The following is a 21,926-nucleotide window of genomic DNA, read 5'->3' as shown; positions in this document are numbered from 1 at the left end:
GATCAGAAGACGTAGACGGGCGTGCCGATCGGCACCTGGTCGAACAGGCTGATCACGGCCTCGTTGCGCATGCGCAGGCAGCCGTTCGACACCGCCCGCCCGATCGAGCCGGGATCGGTCGTGCCGTGGATGCGGATGGCGGTGTCGTTGCCGCGGTCGTCATAGAGATACAGCGCCCGCGCGCCCAGGGGGTTCTTCGGCCCGCCGGGCATGCCGTCGGCATATTTCGCATAGGCATCGGGATTGCGCTCGATCATGTCGTTGGTCGGGCGCCAGCTGGGCCATTCGACCTTGCGGCCGATGGTGGCCTTGCCCTTCCAGACCAGCTCGGCCGTGCCGACGGCCACGCCGTAGCGGGTGGCGCGGCCCGGCGCGGTAACGTGATAGAGAAAGAAGTCGCGGCTGACGACGACGATGCTGCCGACCTCGAAATCCTCGCGGATGGCGACCTCGGTCGGGGCATAGGGGTCGGAGGCGGCCTGCGCCCAGCCCGGCACCGGCGCCAGCGTCCGGGCCAGCGCGGGGGCGGCGACCGCCAGGGCGGCCAGCGAGATCATCCGACGACGGTTCATGGGGCGGTCCTTGTTCACATGCGTCCTTTGGCCCGTGGATACAGGCAAACCGCCCCCGCCCGCAACTCACGACCGCGTTCTGGCGGCCCGTGCGGGGCCTGCGGGCTTGACCGCGCGGCGCTTGGGCCACATCTGTTGGGGCATGAACCGCATCCCCCCCGTGCCCGCCGCACCCCTGCAAGGACGCTGCGCGCCATGACCACCGCGACCGATCTGGACCTGTCCATTCCGGGCATCAGCTGCGCCGCCTGCGCGGGCCGCGTGACACGCGCGCTGAACGCGCTGCCGGGCGTCAACGGGCTGGGGGTCGATCCGGTCGGCCGCACCGCGCATCTGCGGCTGGAGGGGGCGACGCTGCCCCAGGTCCAGGCCGCGCTGACCCAGGCCGGCTATCCGGCCGACCTGCCGGTGACCCGGCTCAGCATCGCGGGGATGAGCTGCGCGTCCTGTTCCGGCCGCATCGCCCGCGTGCTCAACGCCCGCCCCGACATCGCCGCGGCCCAGATCGACGTGACCGCCGGAGAGGCCCTGATCACCCATGCGGAGGGCCTGACCCCCGCCGCGCTGGCGCGGATCGTGACCGATCTGGGCTATCCCGCGCGGGTCGCCGATGACGGCCCCACCGCGGGCCCCGTGGACGAGGCCCCCGCCCTGCGCCGGGCCTTCCTGATCGCGGCGCTGCTGACCCTGCCGGTCTTCGTAACCGAAATGGGCGGCCACCTGTTTCCCGCCTTCCACCACTGGCTGCACGGGATGATGCCGCAGCGGGCGCTGTGGCTGGGCCAGATGGTGCTGACGCTGACGGTGCTGGCGGGGCCTGGGCGGCGGTTCTTCGCGACGGGTCTGGCGGCCCTGCGGCGCGGCGCGCCGGAAATGAACAGCCTGGTGGCCCTGGGCGCGGGAGCGGCGTTCCTCTTCTCATCGGTGGTCGTGCTGGCGCCGGGGCTGGTCCCGCCCGCCTCGCGGCAGGTCTGGTTCGAGGCCGCCGCCGTCATCGTCACCCTCATCCTTCTGGGCCGCTGGCTGGAGGCGCGCGCCAAGGGCCAGGCGGGCGCCGCGATCCGCGCGCTGGTCGCGCTGGCGCCCGACCGGGCGACGGTCCTGCGCGACGGCCGCCCGGTGACCCTGCCCGTGGCCGATCTGGTGCCCGGAGACCTGATCCGCCTGGCCCCCGGAGAGCGGGTGGCGCTGGACGGCGTCCTGACCGAAGGGCGCGGCGCCATCGACGAATCCATGCTGACCGGAGAGCCGCTGCCGGTCGACAAGGCGCCCGGCGACGCGGTGACCGGCGGCACGGTGAACGGTGCATCCGCGCTGACCTATCGGGTGACGGCGATCGGCGCCGACACGGTCCTGTCGCGTATCGTGGCGCTGGTCCGCGGCGCGCAGGCCGCCCGCCTGCCGGTGCAGGACCTAGTCGACCGGGTGACGCGGATCTTCGTCCCCGGCGTGATGGCGCTGGCCGGGGCGACGTTCCTCCTGTGGCTGACCTTCGGCCCCGATCTGGCCCATGCGGTCGTCGCGGCGGTGTCGGTCCTGATCATCGCCTGCCCCTGCGCGATGGGGCTGGCGGTGCCGGTCTCGATCATGGTGGGCAGCGGCCGGGCGGCGCGGCTCGGCATCCTGTTCCGGCGCGGAGAGGCGCTTCAGGCGCTGTCGCAGGCCCGCATCGTGGCCTTCGACAAGACTGGAACCCTGACGCAGGGCCGCCCGCGCGTCACCGCCATCCACAGCCCGCATCTGGACCACACCATACTGCTGCGCCTGACCGCCGCGGCGGAGGCGCGCTCCGAACACCCGCTGGCCCATGCCATCCTGGAGCGGGCGGAGGGCCTGGACCTGCCCGCCGCGCAGGATGTGGTGGCCCGTCCCGGACAGGGCCTCTCCGCCCGCGTCGAAGGGCGGGCCCTGCTGATCGGCAACCTCCGCGCGCTGGAGACCGCGGGCGTCGCGGTCGATGCCGATCTAGCGGCGCGCGCCCAGGACGACGCGGCGCAGGGTGCGACGGCCGTGCATGTCGCGCTGGACGGGCGCCATGTCGCGGCGCTGGCCCTGTCTGACCCCGCCCGCCCGGAGGCCGCGCCTGCCATTGCCGCGCTGCGGGCCATGGGCATCGACTGCGTGATGCTGTCGGGCGATCAGCCCGCCACCGCCCGCGCCGTGGGCGCCGGGCTGGGCCTGACCGACATCCGCGGCGGGCTGTCGCCCGAGGACAAGCTGACCGCGATCCGCGCCATGGGGGCGCAGAGCGTCTTCGTCGGCGACGGCATCAACGACGCCCCCGCCCTGGCCGCGGCGGGCACCGGCATCGCCATCGGCACGGGGACCGACATCGCCATCGAATCGGCCGATGCGGTGCTGATGTCGGGTGATCCGCAGGGGGTGGCGCGCGCCATCCGCCTGTCGCGAGCGGTGATGCGCACCATCCGCCAGAACCTGTTCTGGGCCTTCGCCTACAACGTCGCGCTGATCCCGGTGGCGATGGGGGCGCTGGTCCCGTTCGGCGGGCCGGCCCTGTCACCGATGCTGGGCGCGGGGGCGATGGCGCTGTCCTCGGTCTTCGTGGTTGCCAATGCCCTGCGCCTGAGGACCGCCGCATGAGCCGATACCTTCCCGCCCTATCCCGCCGCGCCCTGCTGGCCGGTGCCGCCGCACTGAGCCTGGTGCGCCCCGCCCGCGCGCAGCAGGCGCTGCCCCGGCTGCTGTGCTTCGGCGACAGCCTGACGGCGGGATACGGGCTGTCCCGGGGCGAGGGGCTGGTCCCGCAGCTGTCGGCCTGGCTGGCCGCCGCGGGCCGTCCGGCGCAGCTGATCGATGCGGGCCTGTCGGGCGACACGACCTATGGCGGGCGGGTGCGGATCGGCCTGTCGATGCGCCGCCACCTGCCCGACGCGGTCATGGTCGAACTGGGCGGCAACGACATGCTGCGCCGCTGGAACCCCGATCAGGCGGAGGAGAACCTGGACGCCATCCTCGCCACGGCAGGGTCGGGCGGCCGGCCCGTGCTGCTGGTGGGCATCCACGCGCCGGCCGGTGATCCGGACTGGCGCCGGGCCTGGAGCCGGCTGTGGCCGCGGCTGGCCGAACGGCACGGCACGCTGCTGCTGCCCGACCTCTATGCGCCGCTGGCGCGGGTGCCTGCGGCGCAGAGGCGGCCCCTGATGCTGCGCGACGGGGTGCATCCCTCCGCGCAGGGGGTTCGGCTGATCGTGGACCACCTGGGCCCGACGGCCGCCGAACTGGTCGCCAGCGCTGTTTCGTGACGCGGCTCAGTGACCGGCGTGATCGCCGTGACCGCCGCCGCCGGCCCCGTGATCCATGCCCGCATCGGCGCGGGCGTTGTCCACGACGGCCTCGACCGTCTCCTGACCGCAATCGCCGAAATCGAGCACCAGCGGCACGGCATCGCCATCGGCCAGCGGCTCGGTCAGGCCCAGCAGCATGATGTGATCGCCCCCGCGCGACAGCGCATGGGTCTGACCGGCGGGGACGGCGATCTCGGGGATCTGGCCCATCTTCATCACGCCGTTCTCCTCGGTATGGGTGTGCAGCTCGGCGCGTTCGGCGGCCTGGGTGGTGACGGCCTGCAGGCTGCAATCCACCGCGCGGTGGTTCTCCAGCTGCAGGAACACCGACGCCACCATCGGATTGGTGCTGCGGGCATAGGCGTCGTTCACATGCATGCCGTCATGGGCCAGCACGGCGGCGGGCAGGGCCGCGATCAGCGCGGCCAGGGTAAGGGTCTTCATGGGATCGTCCTTCGGATGGGTGTCAGGTCTGGCGGATCGGTCGCGGCGCGACCGGCGGGTCGCGGGCGCGCAGATCGGCGGGACGACGGGGGGAAGGACGCTCTCCCGGAGCAAGGACGGCGGGATCGCCCGGGGCCGCACGCGGCGGCAGGGTGACATCGGGGGGCGCGACGCCGGCCAGCAGGCTCAGCGCCATGTCGGGGCAGAGATGGGGCCGGGTCTCACCGGGCGCGCCGTCGGGACGCGGCACCATGACGACCCCCTGCCCGGTGCACAGCACGATCCGGTCGGCCAGCATGACCGTGCCGCGTGCCGCGCCCAGGCCCATGGCGGACAGCATCACGACCAGGATCAGGATCGGCGGCAGGACCGGATGGGACAGGCGGCGGGACATGGCGGCATCCTAACCGCGACGGCGGCCGGGGTCAGCAGGCAATCGGGTCGCAGGGCCGCAGACGCAGGGCACCCGGACATGCAAAGGCCCCGCCGATCGGCAGGGCCATGCAGAATGGATCGCGACGGGGCGATCAGGCGTTGGCGGCTTCGGCCTTGACCAGCTCGCGCTTGATCTTCTGGGCGCGGTCCGACAGGTCGGCATCCTTGGCCTTGGCCAGGAAGGCGTCCAGACCGCCACGGTGATCGACCGAACGCAGCGCCGCGGCCGAGATGCGCAGCGAATAGCCGCGGCCCAGCTTTTCGGACAGCAGCGTGACCTCGTTCAGGTTCGGCAGGAACCGGCGACGGGTCTTGTTGTTGGCATGGCTGACATTGTTACCGCTCATCGGGCCTTTGCCGGTCAGTTCGCAGACGCGCGACATGGTGTGTTCCTTCGTCTCAGCTGTGCGGGCGGGGGGTCCGTCCCAATGTGAAAGGGCGCCGCGAGGCAGCGCCCGGAATTCCGTTCGCGGGTGGCTACCGCATGACGGCCCGCGCGTCAAGCCTTGTCGGCTGATTCGCCTTGGCCGCGCCAGCCGCGTTCCAGCGCGATCAGCCGCTCCTTGCGCCACAATCCCCCGGCATAACCGGTCATGCTGCCATCCGCGCCGATGACGCGGTGACAGGGCACGACCAGCGCCAGGCGGTTCGCGCCGTTGGCCGCCGCGACCGCCCGGACGGCGGTGGGCCGGCCGATGGCCGCGGCCAGCTGCGCATAGCTGCGCGTGCCGCCCGGCGCAATCGCCTGCAATTCCTGCCAGACCTGCACCTGAAAGGGCGTGCCGCGCAGGCGCACCGGCAGGTCCAGCCGCCCGTCGCGCCCGGCAAAGAACGCCTCCAGCGCGGCCTCGGTGCGGTCGGTCACGCCGCTGCGGCCCAGCCCGATGCGCCCCCCGGCCAGCGCCGACAGCCGCCGCAGCCCCTGCGGCAGCGCCTTGCGGTCTGTGAATTCCAGCAGGTGCAGCGCCGCGTCATCGGCAATCGCAATCATGCCCCCCAGGGGCGTGTCGATCCAGTCGGCGCGCAGGTCGGCGCCCCCCTGCATGTGGTGCGGCGGGTGGCCGAACAGGCGCGCGAAGGCGCCCCGGAACCCCGATGCCGAATCGAATCCGGCCTCCAGCTGCGCGTCGATCATCGCTCCTCCCTGTTCCAGGACGGTCATGGCGCGGCGCAGGCGGGCCGCCCGCGCCATCTGCAGAAAGCTGTGGCCCAGATGCCGCCGGAACAGCCGCCGCACGGTCGAGGGGTCCAGCCCCATAGCCTGCAGGTCGCCCTGGCTCCAGCGGCGGTCGGGCGCGTCGCGCAGCGCCTGCACCAGCCGCGCCACCACCGGGGGCAGCGCCCCGTCCGGGTGACAGCGCAGGCAGGCGCGGAATCCCGCCGCCCGCGCGGCACCGGCATCCGCGAACCAGCGGCAGTTCTCGGGGCGGGGCTTGCGCGCCGGGCAGGTCAGCCGGCAATAGATCCCGGTCGAGACGACGCCCACCAGCGCCACCCCGTCATAGCCCGCGTCCCGCGCCAGAAGCGCCGCATAGAGCCGGTCGTGATCCAGTCCGTCGCGCATGGCGCCCCCCTTGCCGTCACGCCCTTATGCCACGGCCCGGTGCGGCACGGGGCGCGAAAACGGGCATCTCATCGCGACGCGCGCAGCCAGTCCAGCACCTGCGCCGCCGCCTGCCCCGCAGGCAGCGCGCCCTGCGCCACACGGCCGCCCAGATCGTCGATGCGCGCCCGCGCGGCGGGGGTCTCCAGCTGCGCCAGAAGGCCCGCGCGCAGTTCGGACAGGAACCAGTCGCGCGCCTGTTCGGCCCGGATGCGGTCGAAATGGCCGTGCCCGCGCCGCCAGTCGGCCAGCGCCCGCATGCGCGCCCAGGCCTCCTCCAGCCCCGTCCCCGTCGCGGCCGAGACCGGCATCGCCAGCGGATAGTCCGGCGGGTCCTGCACCCGCCTGCGCAGCAGCCGCAGCGCGCCCGCGTAATCGGCCACGGTGCGGCGCGCGGCGGACAAGAGCTCTCCGTCGGCCTTGTTGACCAGGATCAGGTCGGCCATCTCCATGATGCCGCGCTTGACGCCCTGCAATTCGTCGCCCCCCGCCGGGGCCAGCAGCAGCACGAACAGGTCGGCCATCTGCGCCACCAGCGTCTCGGACTGGCCGACGCCCACCGTCTCGATCAGGACGATGTCATGGCCCGCGGCCTCGCACAGGCGCACGGCCTCGCGGGTGCGGCGGGCGACGCCGCCCAGATGCGCGCTGGAGGGGCTGGGCCGAATGAAGGCGCGCGGATCGCGCGACAAGAGCTCCATCCGCGTCTTGTCCCCCAGGATCGAGCCGCCCGACCGGGTCGAGGAGGGATCGACCGCCAGCACCGCGACGCGCAGGCCCTGCCCGGTCAGCATGGTCCCGAAGGCCTCGATGAAGGTCGACTTGCCCACCCCCGGCGTGCCCGACAGCCCGATGCGCAGGGCCTCCCCCTCGGGCAGCGCCGCGATCAGCGCCTGCGCCCGGTCGCGGTGGTCGGGGCGGGTCGATTCGACCAGCGTGATCGCGCGGGACAGCGCCCGGCGGTCGCCCGCCAGCAAGGGTGTCAGAAGTTCGTCGGTCATCGCCACTCCGCCAGCCGCCTGGCGCGAGACTGGACCAGCCGCCCCGGCGGGGCAAGCCCGGCCCGCCTTGTGCGCGGACGCGCGCGGGCCTATCCTGCACGCCATCCGATCGCGGAGATCCGGCCATGTCCCACATCCTGACCCGGCGCCGGCTGATGCTGACCGCGGCCTGCGCGCTGTTGCCCTTGGTGGCGACGGCCGAGGGGCCGCGCGACTGGAGCGCCGCACCGTGGCAGCTGATGATGGTCGGCTCTCCGGCCTGCCATTTCTGCCGGGCCTGGGAGGCCGAGATCGGCCCCGGCTATGCCACGTCGCCCGCGGGCCGGGCCGCGCCGCTGTTCCATGTCGATGTCGACGGCCCCTATCCGGACGGCTTGGCGCTGGCGCGGCGGCCGTGGATCACGCCGACCTTCGTGCTGCTGCGCGACGGGTCGGAGGTAGGGCGGGTCGAGGGCTATGTCGGCAAGCGGCACTTCCATCCGGTGCTGGGCCAGGTGATGCGCGACGCGGGGCTGGACCCCGGCGCCTGATCCGCGTCCGGGCGGGCTTTTGTCGGCGCGCGGCTTGCGTTAGTCAGGCGGCGACCCCCAAGCCGCGAAGGTGCGCCCATGCATGACATCCGTGCGATCCGAGAGAACCCCGAAGCCTTCGAGACCGCCCTGTCGCGGCGCGGCCTGACCGGGGTCACCGCGCAGATCCTGTCGCTGGACGAGGCGCGCCGCGCCCGCATTGCGGCCGCCGAGACCGCCCAGGCCGAACAGAACCGCGCCAGCAAGGAGGCCGGCGCCGCCAAGGGCCGCGGCGACGAGGCCGCGTTCGAACGCCTGCGCGCGCAGGTCGGCCAGGCCAAGGCCGACATTGCCGCGATGCAGACCGAGGCCGAGGCGCTGGACGCGCAGCTGCGCGACCTGCTGATGGGCATCCCGAACCTGCCGCTGGAAACCGTTCCCGAGGGCCGGGACGAGGACGACAACGTCGAGCTGCGCCGGTGGGGCAGCCCGCGCGCCCTGGACTTCGCCCCGCGCGAGCATTTCGAGATTCCGGGCGTCGCCGCCGGGATGGATTTCCAGACCGGCGCCAAGCTGTCGGGCAGCCGCTTCGTCGTGCTGAAGGGCGCGGTCGCGCGCATCCACCGCGCGCTGGCGCAGTTCATGGTCGACCTGCATGTGGACGCGCATGGGCTGGAGGAGACCTGGACCCCCGTCCTGGTGCTGGAGCCGATGATGGTCGGCACCGGCCAGCTGCCCAAGTTCGGCGAGGACAGCTACAAGACCCGCGAGGGCTACTGGCTGATCCCCACGGCCGAGGTCACGCTGACCAACACCGTGCATGGCGACCTGCTGGAGCACGCCGCCCTGCCCCGCCGCATGGTCGCGCACAGCCAGTGCTTCCGCTCGGAGGCGGGCAGCGCGGGGCGCGACACCACCGGCATGCTGCGCCAGCATCAGTTCGAGAAGGTCGAGATGGTCTCGATCACCGATGCCGACAGCGGGCTGGCCGAACACGACCGCATGACCCGCTGCGCGGAGGCCGTGCTGGAGGCGCTGGAGCTGCCCTATCGCACCATCGTGCTGTGCACGGGCGACATGGGCGCGGGTGCGCGCATCACCCATGACCTGGAGGTCTGGCTGCCCGGCCAGGACCGCTATCGCGAGATCAGCAGCGTCAGCTATTGCGGCGACTATCAGGCGCGGCGGATGAACGCCCGCTATCGCCCGGCGGGGGGTGGCAAGCCGGACTTCGTGCACACGCTGAACGGCTCCGGTCTGGCGGTCGGACGCGCGCTGATCGCGGTGCTGGAGAACGGCCAGCAGGCCGACGGGTCGGTGGTTCTGCCCGCCGTGCTGCACCCCTATCTGCGCGGCGCGGGCAGGCTGACGGCGGACGGCCGACTGGTCTGACAAGTCGCGCTGCGGGCGCGAAACTGAGGCAGGCCGACTCGCGTTGGCCTGCATGGCACGAACGGGATCCCTTCTTCAGATGGCGGCCGCGGCGATCTTCGTGATCTGCTGCACCCTGTTCGCCTGGTTGACCGAAACCACGGTTCAATTGGACGCCGCGCGGCTGGCGGCGCCGCTGCTGCCGGTGGCTCCGCCGGACCGGACGGCGATCCCGGTGCTGTATCTGGACCCTGACAATGTCGTGATGTGGACGCTGATGGTCGCCATCTGCGCCATGGTGCTGCTGGACGCGGTGGGCCAGTGGATCGACGACACAGACCGCGAGCCGGTGCGGACAGGCCGGCGCCGGGTCTGGCCCTTCATCACCGCCGCGGCGCTGCTGGCGGCGACCTGGCCCGCGCTGATCACGCTGCCGCTGCTGCTGACCGCGGTGACCACCGCCAGCGCGGTGCTGGCAACGGTGGGCGCGCGCCACGCGGCTGGACGCCACCGCCCGGCCATCGGTTTCTTCGCGGGCTGGGCCACGGCGCTGGCCTCATCGGCGCTGGCCGAGATGTCGGTGCAACTGCTGAGCCTGCCGCAGATCGCCGTGCCCGCCGTGGCGATCCTGCCCGCCGCGGCCCTGGGCATGGCGGCGCAGATGTGGATCGGGACCAGCATCGGCTATTCCGTGGCGCTGATCTGGGCCTTCTGCGGGCTGGCCATTTCGACCATGGGCACCGATCCGATGATCGCGCTGGTGGCGATCATCGGGATCAGCGCGATGGCGGCCGTCCTGATCCGGGCGGCCAGCTGAGCGTCAGCTGCCCTTGGGCTTCTGACGGTTCTTGTGCTTGGACAGCGCGCCCGACTGCACGATCTTGGTGGCCTTGGCCTTGAACGGGTTGTCCCCGCCCTGATCGCGGAAGAACAGCCGGATCGGCGTGCCCGGCATGTCGAAATCCTGCCGCAGCCCGTTGATCAGATAGCGCTGATAGCTGTCGGGGATTTTGTCGGTATGCGTGGCCTTGACGATGAAGGCGGGCGGGCGCGTCTTGACCTGCGTCATGTAGCGCAGGCGGATGCGGCGGCCACCCGGCGCGGGGGGCGGATGGCTTTCGGTCATCGCGCTCAGCCACTGGTTCAGGCGCGCGGTGGACACGCGGCGGTTCCAGACCTCATGCGCCTTGACGACGGCGTTGTGCAACCGGTCCAGACCCTTGCCGGTGCGGGCCGACACGGTGACCAGCGGCGCGCCGCGCAGCTGCGGCAGCAGCTTCTCGAAGCTGGCGCGCATCTCGTTCAGCTTGTGGGGCTTGTCGTCCTCGAGGTCCCACTTGTTCACCGCGACCACGACGGCGCGGCCCTCGGTCTCGGCGAAATCGGCGATGCGCAGATCCTGCGTCTCGAACGGGATCTCCACGTCCAGCAGCACGACCACGACCTCGGCAAAGCGCACCGCGCGCAGTCCGTCCGCGACCGACAGCTTCTCCAGCTTCTCGGTCACGCGGGCGCGCTTGCGCATGCCGGCCGTGTCGAAGATGCGCATGGGCGTGCCCATGAAATCCGTGGTCACGCTGATCGAATCGCGGGTGATCCCGGCCTCGGGGCCGGTCAGCAGGCGGTCCTCGCCCAGGATCTTGTTGATCAGCGTGGACTTGCCCGCATTGGGACGCCCGATCACGGCCATCTGCAGCGGACGCGCCTCGGAGGGACGCCAATCCTCGGCGCCTTCGCCGGTCTCGGCATCCTCGTCGGTCAGATCGATGTCGGTCGCGGCCTCGATGGGGGCGGGACGCTCGGCCTCGATCCGGTCGGCCAGCGGCACCAGCACGCGATAGAGGTCGTCCATCCCCTCGCCATGCTCGGCCGAGATGCGCAGCGGCTCTCCCAGGCCCAGGGCATAGGCCTCCATCGCCCCCGCCTCTCCGGCGCGGCCCTCGGACTTGTTGGCGGCGACGATGACATGCTTGGCGCGACGGCGCAGGATCTCGGCGAAATACTCGTCGGCGGCGGTGACGCCGATGCGCGCATCGACCACGAACAGGCAGATGTCGGCCTCGTCGACTGCGCGCTCGGTCAGGCGGCGCATGCGGCCCTGAAGGCTGTCATCCTCCGCCATCTCGAGGCCGGCGCTGTCGATCACGACGAATCGCAGGTCGCCAAGGCGGCCCGCGCCCTCGCGGATGTCGCGGGTCACGCCGGGCTGGTCATCGACCAGCGCCAGCTTTTTCCCGACGAGTCGGTTGAACAGGGTGGACTTGCCCACATTGGGCCGCCCGACGATAGCAAGGGTGAATGTCATCGGAATGCGTGCAACTGGCCGTTGCGTGCAACGACGTAAAGGGTTTGACCGGCGACCACCGGGGCCGACGCCGCCCCACCGGGGATCTGCGCCTGCCCGACCAGCGCGCCGGAGGCGGGATCGAAGCTGCGCAACATGCCATCGCTGGAGGCGACATGCAACCGCCCTCCGGCCAGGACCGGTCCGTAATGGGCATGGACCGCACTTTGCTTGCGCACCCGCTCGGTCGTGAAATAGGGCAGCGGCTGGCGCCAGATCACCCCGCCGGTGGCCGCGTCCAGACGCACCAGCTGCGCCTGGTCGTTCACGGCGAAGGCCGATCCGCCCGCCACGACGACGGGGCTGCTCGCACCCTCGCGCGCGCTCCAGTCCGACAGGCCGGTGGCCAGCTCGACCGAGGCGATGCGCCCCGAGGAGGTCCCGGCATAGACGCGGCCCCCGGTGATCACCGGATCGCCGGTCACGTCGCGGATGACCGCGATGGCGCGTCCGGGGCGCGTGCCCGCGATGGGTGCGGTCCAAGCGGTCAGGCCCGAGGCCCGATCGACCGCGACCAGCTCGCCCGAGGAGAAGGGGAAGACGACCGTGTCGCCCTGCACCGCCGGCACCGCGACGCCCATGACGCCCGATCCCGACTGCGTGCCGGCGGTCTGCCACAGCACGCGGCCGTCGCTGGCGCGCACCGCATAGCCCACCGAATTGCGCGAGGCGACATAGACGACGCCGTCCTGCACGGTCGGCCCGCCGCCGATCGCGGCCTCGACCCGCTGGCGCCACAGGACGCCGCCGCTGGCCGCGTCCAGCGCGACCAGCTCGCCAAAGCCGGTGGTGACGTAGAGACGCCCGCCCTCATAGGCCAGCCCGCCGCCCGAGGCGCTGTCGGGGTTCTCGCGCGGGGGGGTGACGTTGCTGGACCAGACGCGGCCGCCGTTCGGCGCGGTGGCGGTCACGCCCGCGCGGCTGTCCAGCGTAAAGATCAGCCCGCCGCCCACGACCGGATCGGCGGTGATGCGATAGCGGCGGCTGTCGCCCGCGCCGATATCGGCTGACCAGATCCGCGTTCCCGCAGCACCCAGGGCCAGGTGGCCGGGCGCATGGGCCGCATTGCCGCCGCGATGGGTCCATTCGGCATTCGCCACGGGCGCGGCCAATGACAGGGCAGTGCTGCTGACCCCGGGGGCGCCGACCACGGCCGGACCGTCCGGAGAGGTGACGGCCAGCGGGTCCAGACGCTCTCCGGGCAGGATCACGTCGCGGTCGCCGCAACCGGCCAGCGCCAATGCGGCGGCCATCGCCAGGGTCAGTCGCTGCATCACCGTCACTCCCTCAAGCAGTCTGTCAGCCGCGTTCGGACGCGGTCATTCGGTGGGTTCGGGCGTCTCGCCCAAGGCGATCATCATCTCGGACAGGCGGCGACGCAAGGCCTCGGTCAGGCCGCTCTTGTCCTGGATCTGGCGGATCAGGGTGATCGCGTCCTCGGATCGACCGGCCCCGATCAGCGCCACGGCCTTCTGCTCCAGCGCCAGAAGCTCGAAGGGCGCCCCCGCGCGCGACAGGCGCGTCAGGATGTCGTCGCGTTCGGCCGCATCCATCTGCGCGCCTTCCAGCATCACCAGCTTCAGCTGCGCCAGCTCTCCCAGGACGCCCTGGGGCTGGGTGCGGGCGACCTCGCGCAGGGCCTCGGCGCGGGCCGCGGCGTCATCGCCCGTGCCCGCCGCCAGCAGCCCCGCCAGCGCCTGACGCTCGGCCGAGCCCTGCGCATCGACGCCCAGGATCGCCGCGGCATCGCCCTCGGCCTCGGCCGCCAGCACCGCATCGCCCCATTCCTGCGCCGCCGCGCGGTCCCGCGCCACGGAGTATTCGCGCCATGCGGTATAGCCGACCGCCACCACGATCAGCAGCACCACGATCCAGCCATAGCGGCGCATCGCGCCATACAGCCGGTCGCGCCGCAGCTCGTCCGTGACCTCGTCGATGAAACTGTCGTTCTGGTTGGCCATGCCTGCGCGCCCCGCCCGATCCGTCCTTGTGTTCCCGTGGTCTTATACCGGCACGGGCGGAAATGCCAATGCCGGCGCAGCCCATGCAAAAGGCCCGCCCAAAGGGGCGGGCCTTTCCTGTGCCGGAAGACGCCTCACATGCGCGAGGCGACGTTCTCCCAGTTCACCAGCTTGTCCAGGAAGTTCTCCAGATACTTCGGACGCGCGTTGCGGAAGTCGATGTAGTAGCTGTGCTCCCACACGTCGCAGCCCAGAAGCGCGGTCTGGCCGGTGACCAGCGGGTTAACGCCGTTCTCGGTCTTGGTGACCTCCAGCGAGCCGTCGGCGTTCTTGACCAGCCAGACCCAGCCCGAGCCGAACTGGCCGACGCCGGCCTCGGAGAACTTCTTCTTGAAGGCCTCGACGGAACCGAAGCTGTCGGTGATGGCCTTCTCCAGCGCGGCGGGCATGGCGCCGGGGTTCGGGCCCATCATCTCCCAGAACTGGGCGTGGTTCCAATGCTGGCTGGCATTGTTGAAGATGCCGTTCTGCGCCACCGCACCCTTCTGATAGGTGCCGGTGACGATGTCCTCCAGCGACTTGCCTTCCCATTCGGTGCCGGCGACCAGCTCGTTCAGCTTGTCCACATAGGCCTTGTGGTGCTTGTCATGGTGGTATTCCAGCGTCTCGCGGGACATGCCGCCGGCTTCCAGCGCGTCGTGGGAATAGGGAAGATCGGGAAGGGTGAAGGCCATGTCGCGGTCCTTTCGAAAGGGTTGCTCGGTTCGGCGCGGACGGTCGCGCATTCCGCGGACCAACGCAAGGGGCGGACCGGGGTTCCGGTCCGCGCCCGCGTCAGCGCGGCGCCAGATGGCTGCCGGGCAGCGCCGCGTTGGTCAGGATCAGCCCCAGGTAATCGGCGGTGGACCGGAACCCGATGACGCGGAAGCCCCCGTCGACGCGCCACAGGGCGGCCGCGGTCTGCGCCATGCGGGTCCGGCGCAGGTGGCCTTCGGGAAAGCCCGCGGCATCGACCGGGGCCAGCTTGGCCACCACATCGGCCGCCCCCGGCCCGGTCACGTCGAAGACCGCGCGGGCATCCGACATGTCGACCGCCATCCCATGCGTGCCGGTCAGCGCCTGTTCCAGATCGCGCAGCGCGGCGGCGGTCTCGGGCGCGGGCAGGATCAGCAGCAGCTCGTCCGGCGACATCCAGGCCAGGCTGCGGCTGCCGTCGGTGACGATGCCGGTGCGCTCGGGGATGGCCAGGCCCGCGGCCTCGGCCAGCGCGTCGCCGGCCTCATCCAGATCGGCGCGGATCGCGATCATGCCCAGGTCGGTGACGCGGGCGACGGTTGCAAGTGCCTCAGCCATTCAGGCGGCTCCCTTCCTTGTCGTAGAAGACCGGATCGACGATCCGCGCCTGCATCACCGTGCCGTCGGGCATGGGAAAGTCCAGGACCTGCCCCATGCGCGCCGGGCCGTGCCGCACCAGCCCCATGGCGATGGGCCTGCCCAGGGTCGGGGAGTGATAGCTGGAGGTGACGCGCCCCTGCGTCCGGCGCTGGCCGTTGGGGTTGGTGCCCTCGTCCACGGCATAGGCGCCGTCGGGCAGGACCTTGTCGGTCAGGCTCTCCAGCCCGACCAGCTTCCAGCGGTTGCCGTCGGTCATGTGCAGGCGGCGCTGCGCGCGCTTGCCGATATAGTCGGCCTTCTTCTTGGAGATCGCCCAGTCCAGCCCCAGATCCTGCGGGATGATGGTGCCGTCGGTCTCGTCCCCGATCATGATGAAGCCCTTCTCGGCCCGCATCACGTGCATCGCCTCGGTGCCATAGGGGGTGATGCCCAGGTCGCGCCCGGCCTCGTGCAGACGCTCCCACAGCTCGGCCCCGCGATTGGCGGGCACGGCGATCTCATAGCTCAGCTCGCCCGAGAAGCTGATGCGGAAGATGCGGGCCGGGATGCCCGCGATGTCGCCCGCGGCCCATTGCATGAAGGGCAGCGCCTCGGCCGACAGGGCGATGCTGCCCGGCAGGCGTTCGAGCAGGGCGCGGGCCTTGGGTCCGGCCACGGCGATCTGGGCGAACTGTTCGGTCAGGTTGGCGGTATGGACCTTCCAGTCCCACCATTCGCATTGCAGCCAGTCCTCCATGTGCCCATGGATGCGGTCCGCGCCGCCGGTGGTGGTGTGGCACAGCCAGCTGTCCTCGGACAGGCGCGCGACCACGCCATCGTCCATCAGGAAGCCGTTCTCGTTGCACATCAGGCCATAGCGGCATTTCCCGACCGGCAGCGTGGACATCATGTTGGTATAGAGCATGTCCAGGAACCGCCCGGCATCGGGCCCCTTGACCAGGATCTTGCCCAGGGTCGATGCGTCCAGCGTGCCGACGCCTGCGCGCACTGCCCGGATCTCGCGGGCGACGGCGGCGTGGCGGTCCTCACCGGCGCGGGGATAGGCATAGGGGCGGCGCCACTGGCCCACCGGCTCCCAGCTGGCGCCGTGGGTCTCGTGCCAGGCATGGATCGGCGTCTTGCGCAGCGGCTGGAAGGCGTCGCCCTTGGCCTCGGCCGCGATGGTGGCCAGGGTCAGCGGCGTGTAGGGCGGCCGGAAGGTCGTGGTGCCGGTCGCCTGGATCGGCTGGTCCAGCGCGTTGGACAGCACCGCCAGACCGTTGATGTTCGACAGCTTTCCCTGATCGGTCGCCATGCCGAGCGTGGTGTAGCGTTTCGTATGCTCGACGCTGGCATAGCCCTCGCGGGCGGCCAGCTCCACATCGGTGACCTTCACGTCGTTCTGGAAATCCAGCCACATCTTGGCACGCAGCTTGTAGGACGCGCGGGCGGGCATGACCCAGACGGGCATGGTCGCGCCCTCGGCGCGTTCCAGATCGCCCGCGCAGGCCAGATCGCCATTGGCGGCCCCGGCCACGGTCACGTTGCCCTGCCCGTCCGCGCCCAAAGGCGGGCGGTCGGGATCGGGGCGGAACATGGCGCCGGCATCGTCCCAGGTCAGCTTGCCACCGCAATGGGACCACAGATGCACGACCGGCGACCAGCCGCCGGACATGGCGACCACGTCGCAGTCGATGCTGCGGGTCGGCCGGCCCTCGGACTGCTGGTCGCAGAGCGCGACGCCCTCGACATGGCGGCCGCCCTTGACCGATGCGACGGCGCTGCCGGTCAGGACGGTGATGCCCGCGGCCCGCGCGGCCTGCGGCAGCGCGCCGTTGGCCTCGGGGCGCGCGTCGACGATGGCGGGCACCTCCAGCCCGGCGGCACGGGCCGCCAGCGCGCTGCGATAGGCGTCGTCGTTGTTGGTGACCACGACGATGCGCCGGCCCGGCGCCACGCCGTAATCGGCGATGAAGTCGCGCACCGCGCTGGCCAGCATCACGCCGGGCACGTCGTTGCAGGCGAAGGACAGCGGACGCTCCAGCGCGCCGGTCGCGGTGATGACGCGGCCCGCGCGGATGCGCCACAGGCGCTGGCGCGGCAGACCCTGGTTCGGGTCGTGATCGGCCAGCGATTCCCGCGCGATCAGATAGCCGTGGTCGTAAAGGCCGGTGGCCATGGTGTTGCGGCGCAGGGTCACGCCGTCGCGGCCCCGAAGATCCGACAGAAGCGCCTCGATGGCGGCCTGCCCGCCGTCATGGTCGGTCAGCGTGCGCCCGCCCCAATGGCCGTCCTGCTCCAGCACCAGGACCGTGCCGCCCGCCAGTGCCGCGTCGCGCGCGGCGGTCAGACCCGCGATGCCGCCGCCGACCACGACCGTGTCGGCAAAGCCGTAGGCCTGTTCATAGCGGTCCGGATCGGGATCGGTCGGCGCCCGGCCCAGCCCCGCGCTGCGGCGGATGATGGGTTCGAACAGATGCTTCCAGAAGGGGCGCGGATGGATGAAGGTCTTGTAGTAGAAGCCCGCCGGAAAGACCGGCGACAGCCAGTTGTTGATCGCGCCCACATCGGCATCCAGGCTGGGCCAGCAGTTCTGGCTGCGCGTGACCATGCCATGCACCAGCGGCGTGACGGTGGCGCGCTGGTTCGGCTCGAACCGCCCGCCCTGGCCCAGGCCCAGGAGCGCGTTCGGCTCCTCCGCGCCCGAGGCGACGGGGCCGCGCGGACGGTGATACTTGAAGGACCGGCCCATCAGCATCTGGCCATTGGCCAGGAGCGCCGAGGCCAGCGTGTCGCCGGACAGCCCGCGCAGGTGCCGGCCGTCGAAGCGGAACGGCAGCTGATGCGCCCGGTCGATGCGGCGGCCGCCGGAGGGCAGGCGGAAGGGAGGCGTGTGGGTCATTCGGCGTGGCCTTCGGCGGGGGTGGTCCAGTCGGGGGTCCAGTCGGGGCGGGCCTTGCGGATCGCGGCGACGATCTCGGCGGGCGGATGCGGGGTCTGCGCGCGGTAGGTGCCAAAGACCTGCAGCGTCGCGGTGCAGCGCGCGGCCAGGAACCACTTGCCGCAGCCATAGGCGTGGCGCCAGCGTTCGAAATGCACGCCCTTGGCGTTCTTGCGGGCGAAGAGATAGGCCTCGAAATCGGCATCGCTGCCGTCGGGGCCGACGCGGGTCAGATGGGCCTCTCCGCCGGGATGCAGCTCGGTCTCCTCGGCCGTCACGCCGCAATAGGGGCAGGTCAGGATCAGCATGAGGGCTCCGTTGGGGCTGTGAGGGGGATGGGGTGCGCATGCGAGAAGGCACCGCAGCGGCCAAGGCCGGCGGTGCCCGTCATCCGACATCCTGTCGGAGAGAGGCCGGGGGCTGACTGCCCCCGGACCCCCGTTACGGCGCGCGGCCCGAGGGCGCGCGCGATCCCTGCGCGATCAGTTGGCCGGAGCGGCGGGAGCTGCCGGAGCGTCGGTCGCGGGCGGGCTGTCGGTCTCGACGGTGACGGCGGGCGCATCGGTCGCGGGCGCGGCATCGGGGGTTTCGACGGTGACGTTGGTGGTGTCGCCCGCGACCGGATCGGTCGTGGCCACGCCGGTGTCGCCGCCTGACATGAAGAAGAACAGCAGCGCCACGACGACGACGATGCCGCCGACGATGAAGTATAGGCCGTTGTTGTTGCGGTCAGCCATGGTGAACCCTTTCGGTCAGTTCTGTCATGCCCGGTAAATCCGCAGCACCGCCCCAAGGTTCCGTTCCCGCTCGACATTCCGCGCCCCCGGTCAGTGCGCCACGCCGGCGGCGACGGATTCGTCGATGAACCGCCCCTCGCGGAACCGGTTCAGCCCGAAATCGGCGGCAAGCGGTCCGGGCGTGCCCTTGGCGATCAGTTCCGCCATGGCCCAGCCCGATCCGGGGATCGCCTTGAACCCGCCGGTGCCCCATCCGCAATTGACGAAGATCCCGCCCACCGGCGTCGCCGACAGGATCGGCGAGCGGTCGCCGGTCATGTCCACGATGCCGCCCCATTGGCGCAGCATCTTGAGGCGCGAGATCATCGGGAAGGTCTCGATCAGGGCGCGGACGGTCTCCTCGACATGCTGCCACGAGCCGCGTTGCGTGAAGTTGTTGAACCCGTCGGTGCCGCCGCCGATCACCATCTCTCCCTTGTCGGATTGCGACATGTAGCCGTGGACGGTGTTGGCCATGACCACCACATCCATGCAGGGCTTGATCGGCTCGCTGACCAGCGCCTGGAGCGCCACGCTCTCGATGGGCAGGCGGAAGCCCGCCATGGCGGCCAACTGGCTGGAATGGCCCGCGACCACGATGGCCAGCTTCTCGCAGCCGATGCGACCCTTGGAGGTGTTGACGGCGCGGACCTGGCCGCCCTCGGTCTCGACCCCCGTCACCTCGCAGTTCTGGATGATGTGCATGCCCATGTCGGAACAGGCCCGCGCATAGCCCCAGGCCACCGCGTCATGGCGCGCCGTGCCGCCGCGCGCCTGATAGAGCCCGCCCAGCACCGGATAGCGGGGCCCGTCCAGGTTGATGATCGGCACCTTGGCCTTCAGCTGCTGGGGGTCCAGCCATTCGGTCTGAACGCCCTGCAGGTTGTTGGCATAGACGGTGCGCTTGTAGCCGCGGATCTCGTGCTCGGTCTGGGCCAGCATGATCAGGCCGCGGGGGCTGAACATGATGTTGTAGTTCAGATCCTGCGACAGCGTCTCGTAGAGGCTGCGCGCCTTCTCGTAGATCGCGGCAGACGGGTCCTGGAGATAGTTCGACCGGATGATGGTCGTGTTGCGGCCCGTGTTCCCGCCGCCCAGCCAGCCCTTCTCGATCACCGCGACATCGGTGATGCCGAAATTCTTGCCCAGGTAATAGGCCGTGGCCAGCCCGTGCCCGCCCGCACCGACCACGATCACCTTGTAACGCGATTTCGGTTCCGGGCTGGCCCAGGCCCGCGTCCAGCCCTTGTGCTGACGCAGCGCCTCGCGGGCGATGGCAAAGACGGAATAGCGGCGGGCGGGGCGGTTCTCGGGCATGGTGCCTCTCGGGATGGGTCGGATGCACCATGGCGGGGGGCGGGCCGGGCCTCAAGGCGCCTTGCGGCAGATCGCGGCGAAATGCGACATGCGACAATCGTGTGGGCAGGATGCTGCCGCCTTCCGGTTCCCGGCCATCCGCGCTAGGAACGCGGCAATGGAGGTGCCGATGTTCTGGATCCTGGCCGCGGGCATGACCCTGCTGAGCGCGTTTGCCATCCTGTCGCCCCTGCGCCGGGGCCGGGGCGACGCCGTGCCCGCCGCGGCCTTCGACCTGCGCGTCTATCGCGACCAGCTGGCCGAGGTCGATCGCGACCTGGCCCGCGGCGTCATCGCCCCCGACGAGGCCGCGCGCCTGCGTGCCGAGATCGGCCGCAAGGTGCTGGACGCCGACCGCCGCCTGCGCGAGGCCGCGCCCGCCGCGTCGCGCGGCGCGGGCCTGGGTGCGGTGGCCGCGCTGGTCGCGGCGCTGGCCGGGGGCTGGCGCTCTACTGGCGCGAGGGGGTGCCGGGCGCGCCCGACATGCCGCTGTCGGCGCGCATCGCCGCCGCCGATGCGGCCTATCGCGACCGTCCCGCCCAGGCCGAGGCCGAGGCCCGCGCCCCCGCGCGTCCCGCCCCGGACCTGTCCGGCGTCGATCCCGAATACCTGTCCATGGTCGAGCAGCTGCGCGACGCGGTGGCGCGCAATCCCGACGACCCGGAGGGTCTGTCGCTGCTGGCCACGCATGAGATGCGGCTCGGCAACCTGCCCGCCGCGCGCGAGGCGCAGGCGCGGCTGGTCGAGCTGTCCGGCGACGCGGCCCAGCCTGCCGCCCTGATGCAGCTGGCCACGCTGATGATCGAGGCCGCCGGCGGCGTCATCACCCCCGAGGCCGAGGCGCTTCTGGACCGCGCGCTGCAGCGCGACGCGACCCTGCCCCAGGCCCGCTATCTGCGCGGCGTCCTCTTCATCCAGAACGGCCGCCCGGACCTGGCCTTCCCGATCTGGCGGCGCCTGCTGGAGGAGGGGCCCGAGAGCGCACCCTGGATCCCCTCCATTCGCGAGGCGATCGAGGAGCTGGCCTGGCTGGCCGGCGACGACGAATACCGCGCGCCCCCCGCCGCCGAAGCCGCGCCCCTGCCCGGCCCGGACGCGGATGCCCTGGCCGCCGCAGGTGCCATGTCCGCCGAGGATCAGCAGCAGATGGCCCGCGACATGGTCGCCCGCCTGCAGGGCCGCCTGGCCGAACAGGGCGGCGCGCCCGAGGAATGGGCGCGGCTGATCGCGGGCCTTGCCGTGCTGGGCGAGGCTGAGCAGGCCCGCGCCATCCTGGCCGAGGCCCGACAGCGGTTCGGCCAGATCCCCGAGGCCATCGCCCCCATCGACCGGGCCGCGACCGAGGCGGGGTTGGAGCGATGATCCACGAGGAGATGACCGATTTCGCCGCCGCCCTGCCCCGTTTCGGCGCGCTGGCCGGGCTGGATCTGGGGACCAAGACCATCGGCGTGGCCGTCAGCGACGGGATGCGCGGCGTGGCCTCGCCCCTGACCACGATCCGCCGGACCAAGTTCACGCAGGACGCGCAGGCGCTTCTGGCGCTGATCGCGGAGCGGGGGCTGGCCGGGCTGGTCCTCGGCCTGCCGCGCAACATGGACGGGTCCGAAGGCCCGCGCGCCCAGGCCACCCGCGCCTTCGCGCGCAACATGACGCGGCTGACCGACCTGCCCATCGCCTATTGGGACGAACGCCTGTCCACGGTCGCCGCCGAACGCGCGCTGCTGGAGGGCGACACCTCGCGCAAGCGCCGGGCCGAGGTCATCGACCAGGTCGCCGCGGGCTACATCCTGCAGGGCGCGCTGGACCGTCTGCGCCATATCGAAGCCCATGGATAGCGGCACGCCCGCCGCGCGCCAGCGCGGCCCCCGGCCAAGCGGCAGCGTCCGGGCCGGGCTTTGCACGGCCCGTCCCCCCTCCCCCGCGCTCCGGACCGC

The 21,926-nt window shown here is 71.7% G+C and carries 22 protein-coding genes and 1 pseudogene; 8 read left to right on the top strand and 15 right to left on the bottom strand.

All coding sequences use genetic code 11. From position 1 onward, the window contains the following. Positions 1–2 precede the first annotated feature (2 nt). Entirely contained in the window at positions 3–572 is a 570-nt protein-coding gene (locus AACG61_RS02820; RefSeq protein ID WP_411838512.1) for a L,D-transpeptidase, read from the bottom strand. 195 nt (positions 573–767) lie between these two features. Here AACG61_RS02820 and AACG61_RS02815 point away from each other — a divergent pair, with 195 nt between their 5' ends. Continuing rightward, the gene (locus tag AACG61_RS02815; protein WP_411838511.1) at positions 768–3,173 is read left to right on the top strand and encodes a heavy metal translocating P-type ATPase; all 2,406 of its coding nucleotides are present in this window, start codon (positions 768–770) and stop codon (positions 3,171–3,173) included. Continuing rightward, a complete protein-coding gene (locus tag AACG61_RS02810; RefSeq protein WP_411838510.1) occupies positions 3,170–3,835 on the top strand; it encodes an arylesterase in 666 nt (221 codons plus the stop codon). The genes AACG61_RS02815 and AACG61_RS02810 overlap by 4 nt, the downstream gene beginning before the upstream one ends. 6 nt (positions 3,836–3,841) lie before the next feature. On the opposite strand, the gene AACG61_RS02805 is transcribed toward AACG61_RS02810, so the two are convergent. The 5 genes from AACG61_RS02805 to meaB form a co-directional block, all read right to left on the bottom strand. After that, entirely contained in the window at positions 3,842–4,321 is a 480-nt protein-coding gene (locus AACG61_RS02805) for a copper chaperone PCu(A)C (RefSeq protein WP_411838509.1), read from the bottom strand. 22 nt (positions 4,322–4,343) lie between these two features. After that, complete coding sequence (locus AACG61_RS02800; protein WP_411838508.1) at positions 4,344–4,715, bottom strand: hypothetical protein; 372 nt, start codon at positions 4,713–4,715, stop codon at positions 4,344–4,346. A 133-nt stretch (positions 4,716–4,848) separates the two neighbouring features. After that, positions 4,849–5,139 (bottom strand): 50S ribosomal protein L28, encoded by a 291-nt coding sequence (rpmB, locus tag AACG61_RS02795; protein ID WP_411838507.1) that lies wholly within the window; start codon positions 5,137–5,139, stop codon positions 4,849–4,851. 116 nt (positions 5,140–5,255) lie between these two features. Beyond that, complete coding sequence (locus AACG61_RS02790; RefSeq protein ID WP_411838505.1) at positions 5,256–6,320, bottom strand: bifunctional transcriptional activator/DNA repair enzyme AdaA; 1,065 nt, start codon at positions 6,318–6,320, stop codon at positions 5,256–5,258. 68 nt (positions 6,321–6,388) lie between these two features. Beyond that, a complete protein-coding gene (gene meaB, locus AACG61_RS02785) occupies positions 6,389–7,366 on the bottom strand; it encodes a methylmalonyl Co-A mutase-associated GTPase MeaB (protein ID WP_411838504.1) in 978 nt (325 codons plus the stop codon). A gap of 119 nt (positions 7,367–7,485) precedes the next feature. On the opposite strand from meaB, the gene AACG61_RS02780 reads away from it, so the two are divergent. The 3 genes from AACG61_RS02780 (at position 7,486) to AACG61_RS02770 (ending at position 10,057) form a co-directional block, all read left to right on the top strand. Beyond that, positions 7,486–7,890, top strand: coding sequence for a SoxS protein (locus AACG61_RS02780; RefSeq protein ID WP_411838502.1), 405 nt, complete (start codon positions 7,486–7,488; stop codon positions 7,888–7,890). 78 nt (positions 7,891–7,968) lie between these two features. Further along, positions 7,969–9,261: a serine--tRNA ligase gene (gene serS / locus AACG61_RS02775; protein WP_411838501.1), complete on the top strand. Its 1,293-nt coding sequence runs from the start codon at positions 7,969–7,971 to the stop codon at positions 9,259–9,261. A 79-nt stretch (positions 9,262–9,340) separates the two neighbouring features. Further along, positions 9,341–10,057, top strand: a complete 717-nt coding sequence (locus tag AACG61_RS02770; RefSeq protein WP_411838500.1) for a hypothetical protein — start codon at positions 9,341–9,343, stop codon at positions 10,055–10,057. A 3-nt stretch (positions 10,058–10,060) separates the two neighbouring features. On the opposite strand, the gene der is transcribed toward AACG61_RS02770, so the two are convergent. The 9 genes from der to AACG61_RS02725 all read right to left on the bottom strand — a co-directional run bounded on the left by der (position 10,061) and on the right by AACG61_RS02725 (position 19,953). Next, positions 10,061–11,545 (bottom strand): ribosome biogenesis GTPase Der, encoded by a 1,485-nt coding sequence (gene der / locus AACG61_RS02765; protein ID WP_411838499.1) that lies wholly within the window; start codon positions 11,543–11,545, stop codon positions 10,061–10,063. Continuing rightward, entirely contained in the window at positions 11,542–12,858 is a 1,317-nt protein-coding gene (locus AACG61_RS02760) for a PQQ-binding-like beta-propeller repeat protein (RefSeq protein WP_411838497.1), read from the bottom strand. The genes der and AACG61_RS02760 overlap by 4 nt, the downstream gene beginning before the upstream one ends. Positions 12,859–12,903: 45 nt before the next feature. Continuing rightward, the gene (locus tag AACG61_RS02755) at positions 12,904–13,545 is read right to left on the bottom strand and encodes a hypothetical protein (protein WP_411838496.1); all 642 of its coding nucleotides are present in this window, start codon (positions 13,543–13,545) and stop codon (positions 12,904–12,906) included. Positions 13,546–13,679: 134 nt separating this feature from the next. Further along, the gene (locus AACG61_RS02750) at positions 13,680–14,279 is read right to left on the bottom strand and encodes a superoxide dismutase (protein ID WP_411838495.1); all 600 of its coding nucleotides are present in this window, start codon (positions 14,277–14,279) and stop codon (positions 13,680–13,682) included. Between the two features lie 100 nt (positions 14,280–14,379). Then, on the bottom strand, positions 14,380–14,898 hold the full coding sequence (locus AACG61_RS02745; protein WP_411838494.1) for a sarcosine oxidase subunit gamma: 519 nt from the start codon (positions 14,896–14,898) through the stop codon (positions 14,380–14,382). Then, entirely contained in the window at positions 14,891–17,821 is a 2,931-nt protein-coding gene (locus AACG61_RS02740; RefSeq protein ID WP_411838493.1) for a sarcosine oxidase subunit alpha family protein, read from the bottom strand. The genes AACG61_RS02745 and AACG61_RS02740 overlap by 8 nt, the downstream gene beginning before the upstream one ends. Next, positions 17,818–18,168: a sarcosine oxidase subunit delta gene (locus AACG61_RS02735; protein WP_411838492.1), complete on the bottom strand. Its 351-nt coding sequence runs from the start codon at positions 18,166–18,168 to the stop codon at positions 17,818–17,820. The genes AACG61_RS02740 and AACG61_RS02735 overlap by 4 nt, the downstream gene beginning before the upstream one ends. Before the next feature lie 174 nt (positions 18,169–18,342). Then, on the bottom strand, positions 18,343–18,597 hold the full coding sequence (locus tag AACG61_RS02730) for a hypothetical protein (RefSeq protein WP_411838491.1): 255 nt from the start codon (positions 18,595–18,597) through the stop codon (positions 18,343–18,345). A 90-nt stretch (positions 18,598–18,687) separates the two neighbouring features. Beyond that, positions 18,688–19,953 (bottom strand): sarcosine oxidase subunit beta family protein, encoded by a 1,266-nt coding sequence (locus AACG61_RS02725; protein ID WP_411838490.1) that lies wholly within the window; start codon positions 19,951–19,953, stop codon positions 18,688–18,690. Here AACG61_RS02725 and ccmI point away from each other — a divergent pair. From ccmI to ruvX, 3 genes and pseudogenes are all read left to right on the top strand, one after another. Next, positions 19,952–20,365 (top strand): annotated as a pseudogene (gene ccmI / locus AACG61_RS02720) (c-type cytochrome biogenesis protein CcmI); the annotation flags it as partial. The gene AACG61_RS02725 and the pseudogene ccmI overlap by 2 nt on opposite strands. Positions 20,366–20,475: 110 nt before the next feature. Beyond that, positions 20,476–21,354, top strand: coding sequence for a tetratricopeptide repeat protein (locus tag AACG61_RS02715; protein WP_411838489.1), 879 nt, complete (start codon positions 20,476–20,478; stop codon positions 21,352–21,354). After that, positions 21,351–21,827, top strand: coding sequence for a Holliday junction resolvase RuvX (gene ruvX, locus AACG61_RS02710; protein ID WP_411838488.1), 477 nt, complete (start codon positions 21,351–21,353; stop codon positions 21,825–21,827). Before AACG61_RS02715 ends, ruvX begins: the two co-directional genes overlap by 4 nt. Positions 21,828–21,926: the final 99 nt, after the last annotated feature.

Source organism: Paracoccus sp. ME4 (assembly GCF_046736325.1).
GTDB lineage: Bacteria > Pseudomonadota > Alphaproteobacteria > Rhodobacterales > Rhodobacteraceae > Paracoccus.
Note: the sequence above shows the minus strand (reverse complement) of the source record. Positions and strands in the feature narration are given on the sequence as shown.

What these genes read in the sequence shown, in the direction of transcription:
- AACG61_RS02820 (WP_411838512.1), bottom strand. Translation starts at nt 572, where the DNA reads ATGAACCGTCGTCGGATGATCTCGCTGGCCGCCCTGGCGGTCGCCGCC.
- AACG61_RS02815 (WP_411838511.1), top strand. Translation starts at nt 768, where the DNA reads ATGACCACCGCGACCGATCTGGACCTGTCCATTCCGGGCATCAGCTGC.
- AACG61_RS02810 (WP_411838510.1), top strand. Translation starts at nt 3,170, where the DNA reads ATGAGCCGATACCTTCCCGCCCTATCCCGCCGCGCCCTGCTGGCCGGT.
- AACG61_RS02805 (WP_411838509.1), bottom strand. Translation starts at nt 4,321, where the DNA reads ATGAAGACCCTTACCCTGGCCGCGCTGATCGCGGCCCTGCCCGCCGCC.
- AACG61_RS02800 (WP_411838508.1), bottom strand. Translation starts at nt 4,715, where the DNA reads ATGTCCCGCCGCCTGTCCCATCCGGTCCTGCCGCCGATCCTGATCCTG.
- rpmB (WP_411838507.1), bottom strand. Translation starts at nt 5,139, where the DNA reads ATGTCGCGCGTCTGCGAACTGACCGGCAAAGGCCCGATGAGCGGTAAC.
- AACG61_RS02790 (WP_411838505.1), bottom strand. Translation starts at nt 6,320, where the DNA reads ATGCGCGACGGACTGGATCACGACCGGCTCTATGCGGCGCTTCTGGCG.
- AACG61_RS02780 (WP_411838502.1), top strand. Translation starts at nt 7,486, where the DNA reads ATGTCCCACATCCTGACCCGGCGCCGGCTGATGCTGACCGCGGCCTGC.
- serS (WP_411838501.1), top strand. Translation starts at nt 7,969, where the DNA reads ATGCATGACATCCGTGCGATCCGAGAGAACCCCGAAGCCTTCGAGACC.
- AACG61_RS02770 (WP_411838500.1), top strand. Translation starts at nt 9,341, where the DNA reads ATGGCGGCCGCGGCGATCTTCGTGATCTGCTGCACCCTGTTCGCCTGG.
- der (WP_411838499.1), bottom strand. Translation starts at nt 11,545, where the DNA reads ATGACATTCACCCTTGCTATCGTCGGGCGGCCCAATGTGGGCAAGTCC.
- AACG61_RS02760 (WP_411838497.1), bottom strand. Translation starts at nt 12,858, where the DNA reads ATGCAGCGACTGACCCTGGCGATGGCCGCCGCATTGGCGCTGGCCGGT.
- AACG61_RS02755 (WP_411838496.1), bottom strand. Translation starts at nt 13,545, where the DNA reads ATGGCCAACCAGAACGACAGTTTCATCGACGAGGTCACGGACGAGCTG.
- AACG61_RS02750 (WP_411838495.1), bottom strand. Translation starts at nt 14,279, where the DNA reads ATGGCCTTCACCCTTCCCGATCTTCCCTATTCCCACGACGCGCTGGAA.
- AACG61_RS02745 (WP_411838494.1), bottom strand. Translation starts at nt 14,898, where the DNA reads ATGGCTGAGGCACTTGCAACCGTCGCCCGCGTCACCGACCTGGGCATG.
- AACG61_RS02740 (WP_411838493.1), bottom strand. Translation starts at nt 17,821, where the DNA reads ATGACCCACACGCCTCCCTTCCGCCTGCCCTCCGGCGGCCGCCGCATC.
- AACG61_RS02735 (WP_411838492.1), bottom strand. Translation starts at nt 18,168, where the DNA reads ATGCTGATCCTGACCTGCCCCTATTGCGGCGTGACGGCCGAGGAGACC.
- AACG61_RS02730 (WP_411838491.1), bottom strand. Translation starts at nt 18,597, where the DNA reads ATGGCTGACCGCAACAACAACGGCCTATACTTCATCGTCGGCGGCATC.
- AACG61_RS02725 (WP_411838490.1), bottom strand. Translation starts at nt 19,953, where the DNA reads ATGCCCGAGAACCGCCCCGCCCGCCGCTATTCCGTCTTTGCCATCGCC.
- AACG61_RS02715 (WP_411838489.1), top strand. Translation starts at nt 20,476, where the DNA reads ATGCCGCTGTCGGCGCGCATCGCCGCCGCCGATGCGGCCTATCGCGAC.
- ruvX (WP_411838488.1), top strand. Translation starts at nt 21,351, where the DNA reads ATGATCCACGAGGAGATGACCGATTTCGCCGCCGCCCTGCCCCGTTTC.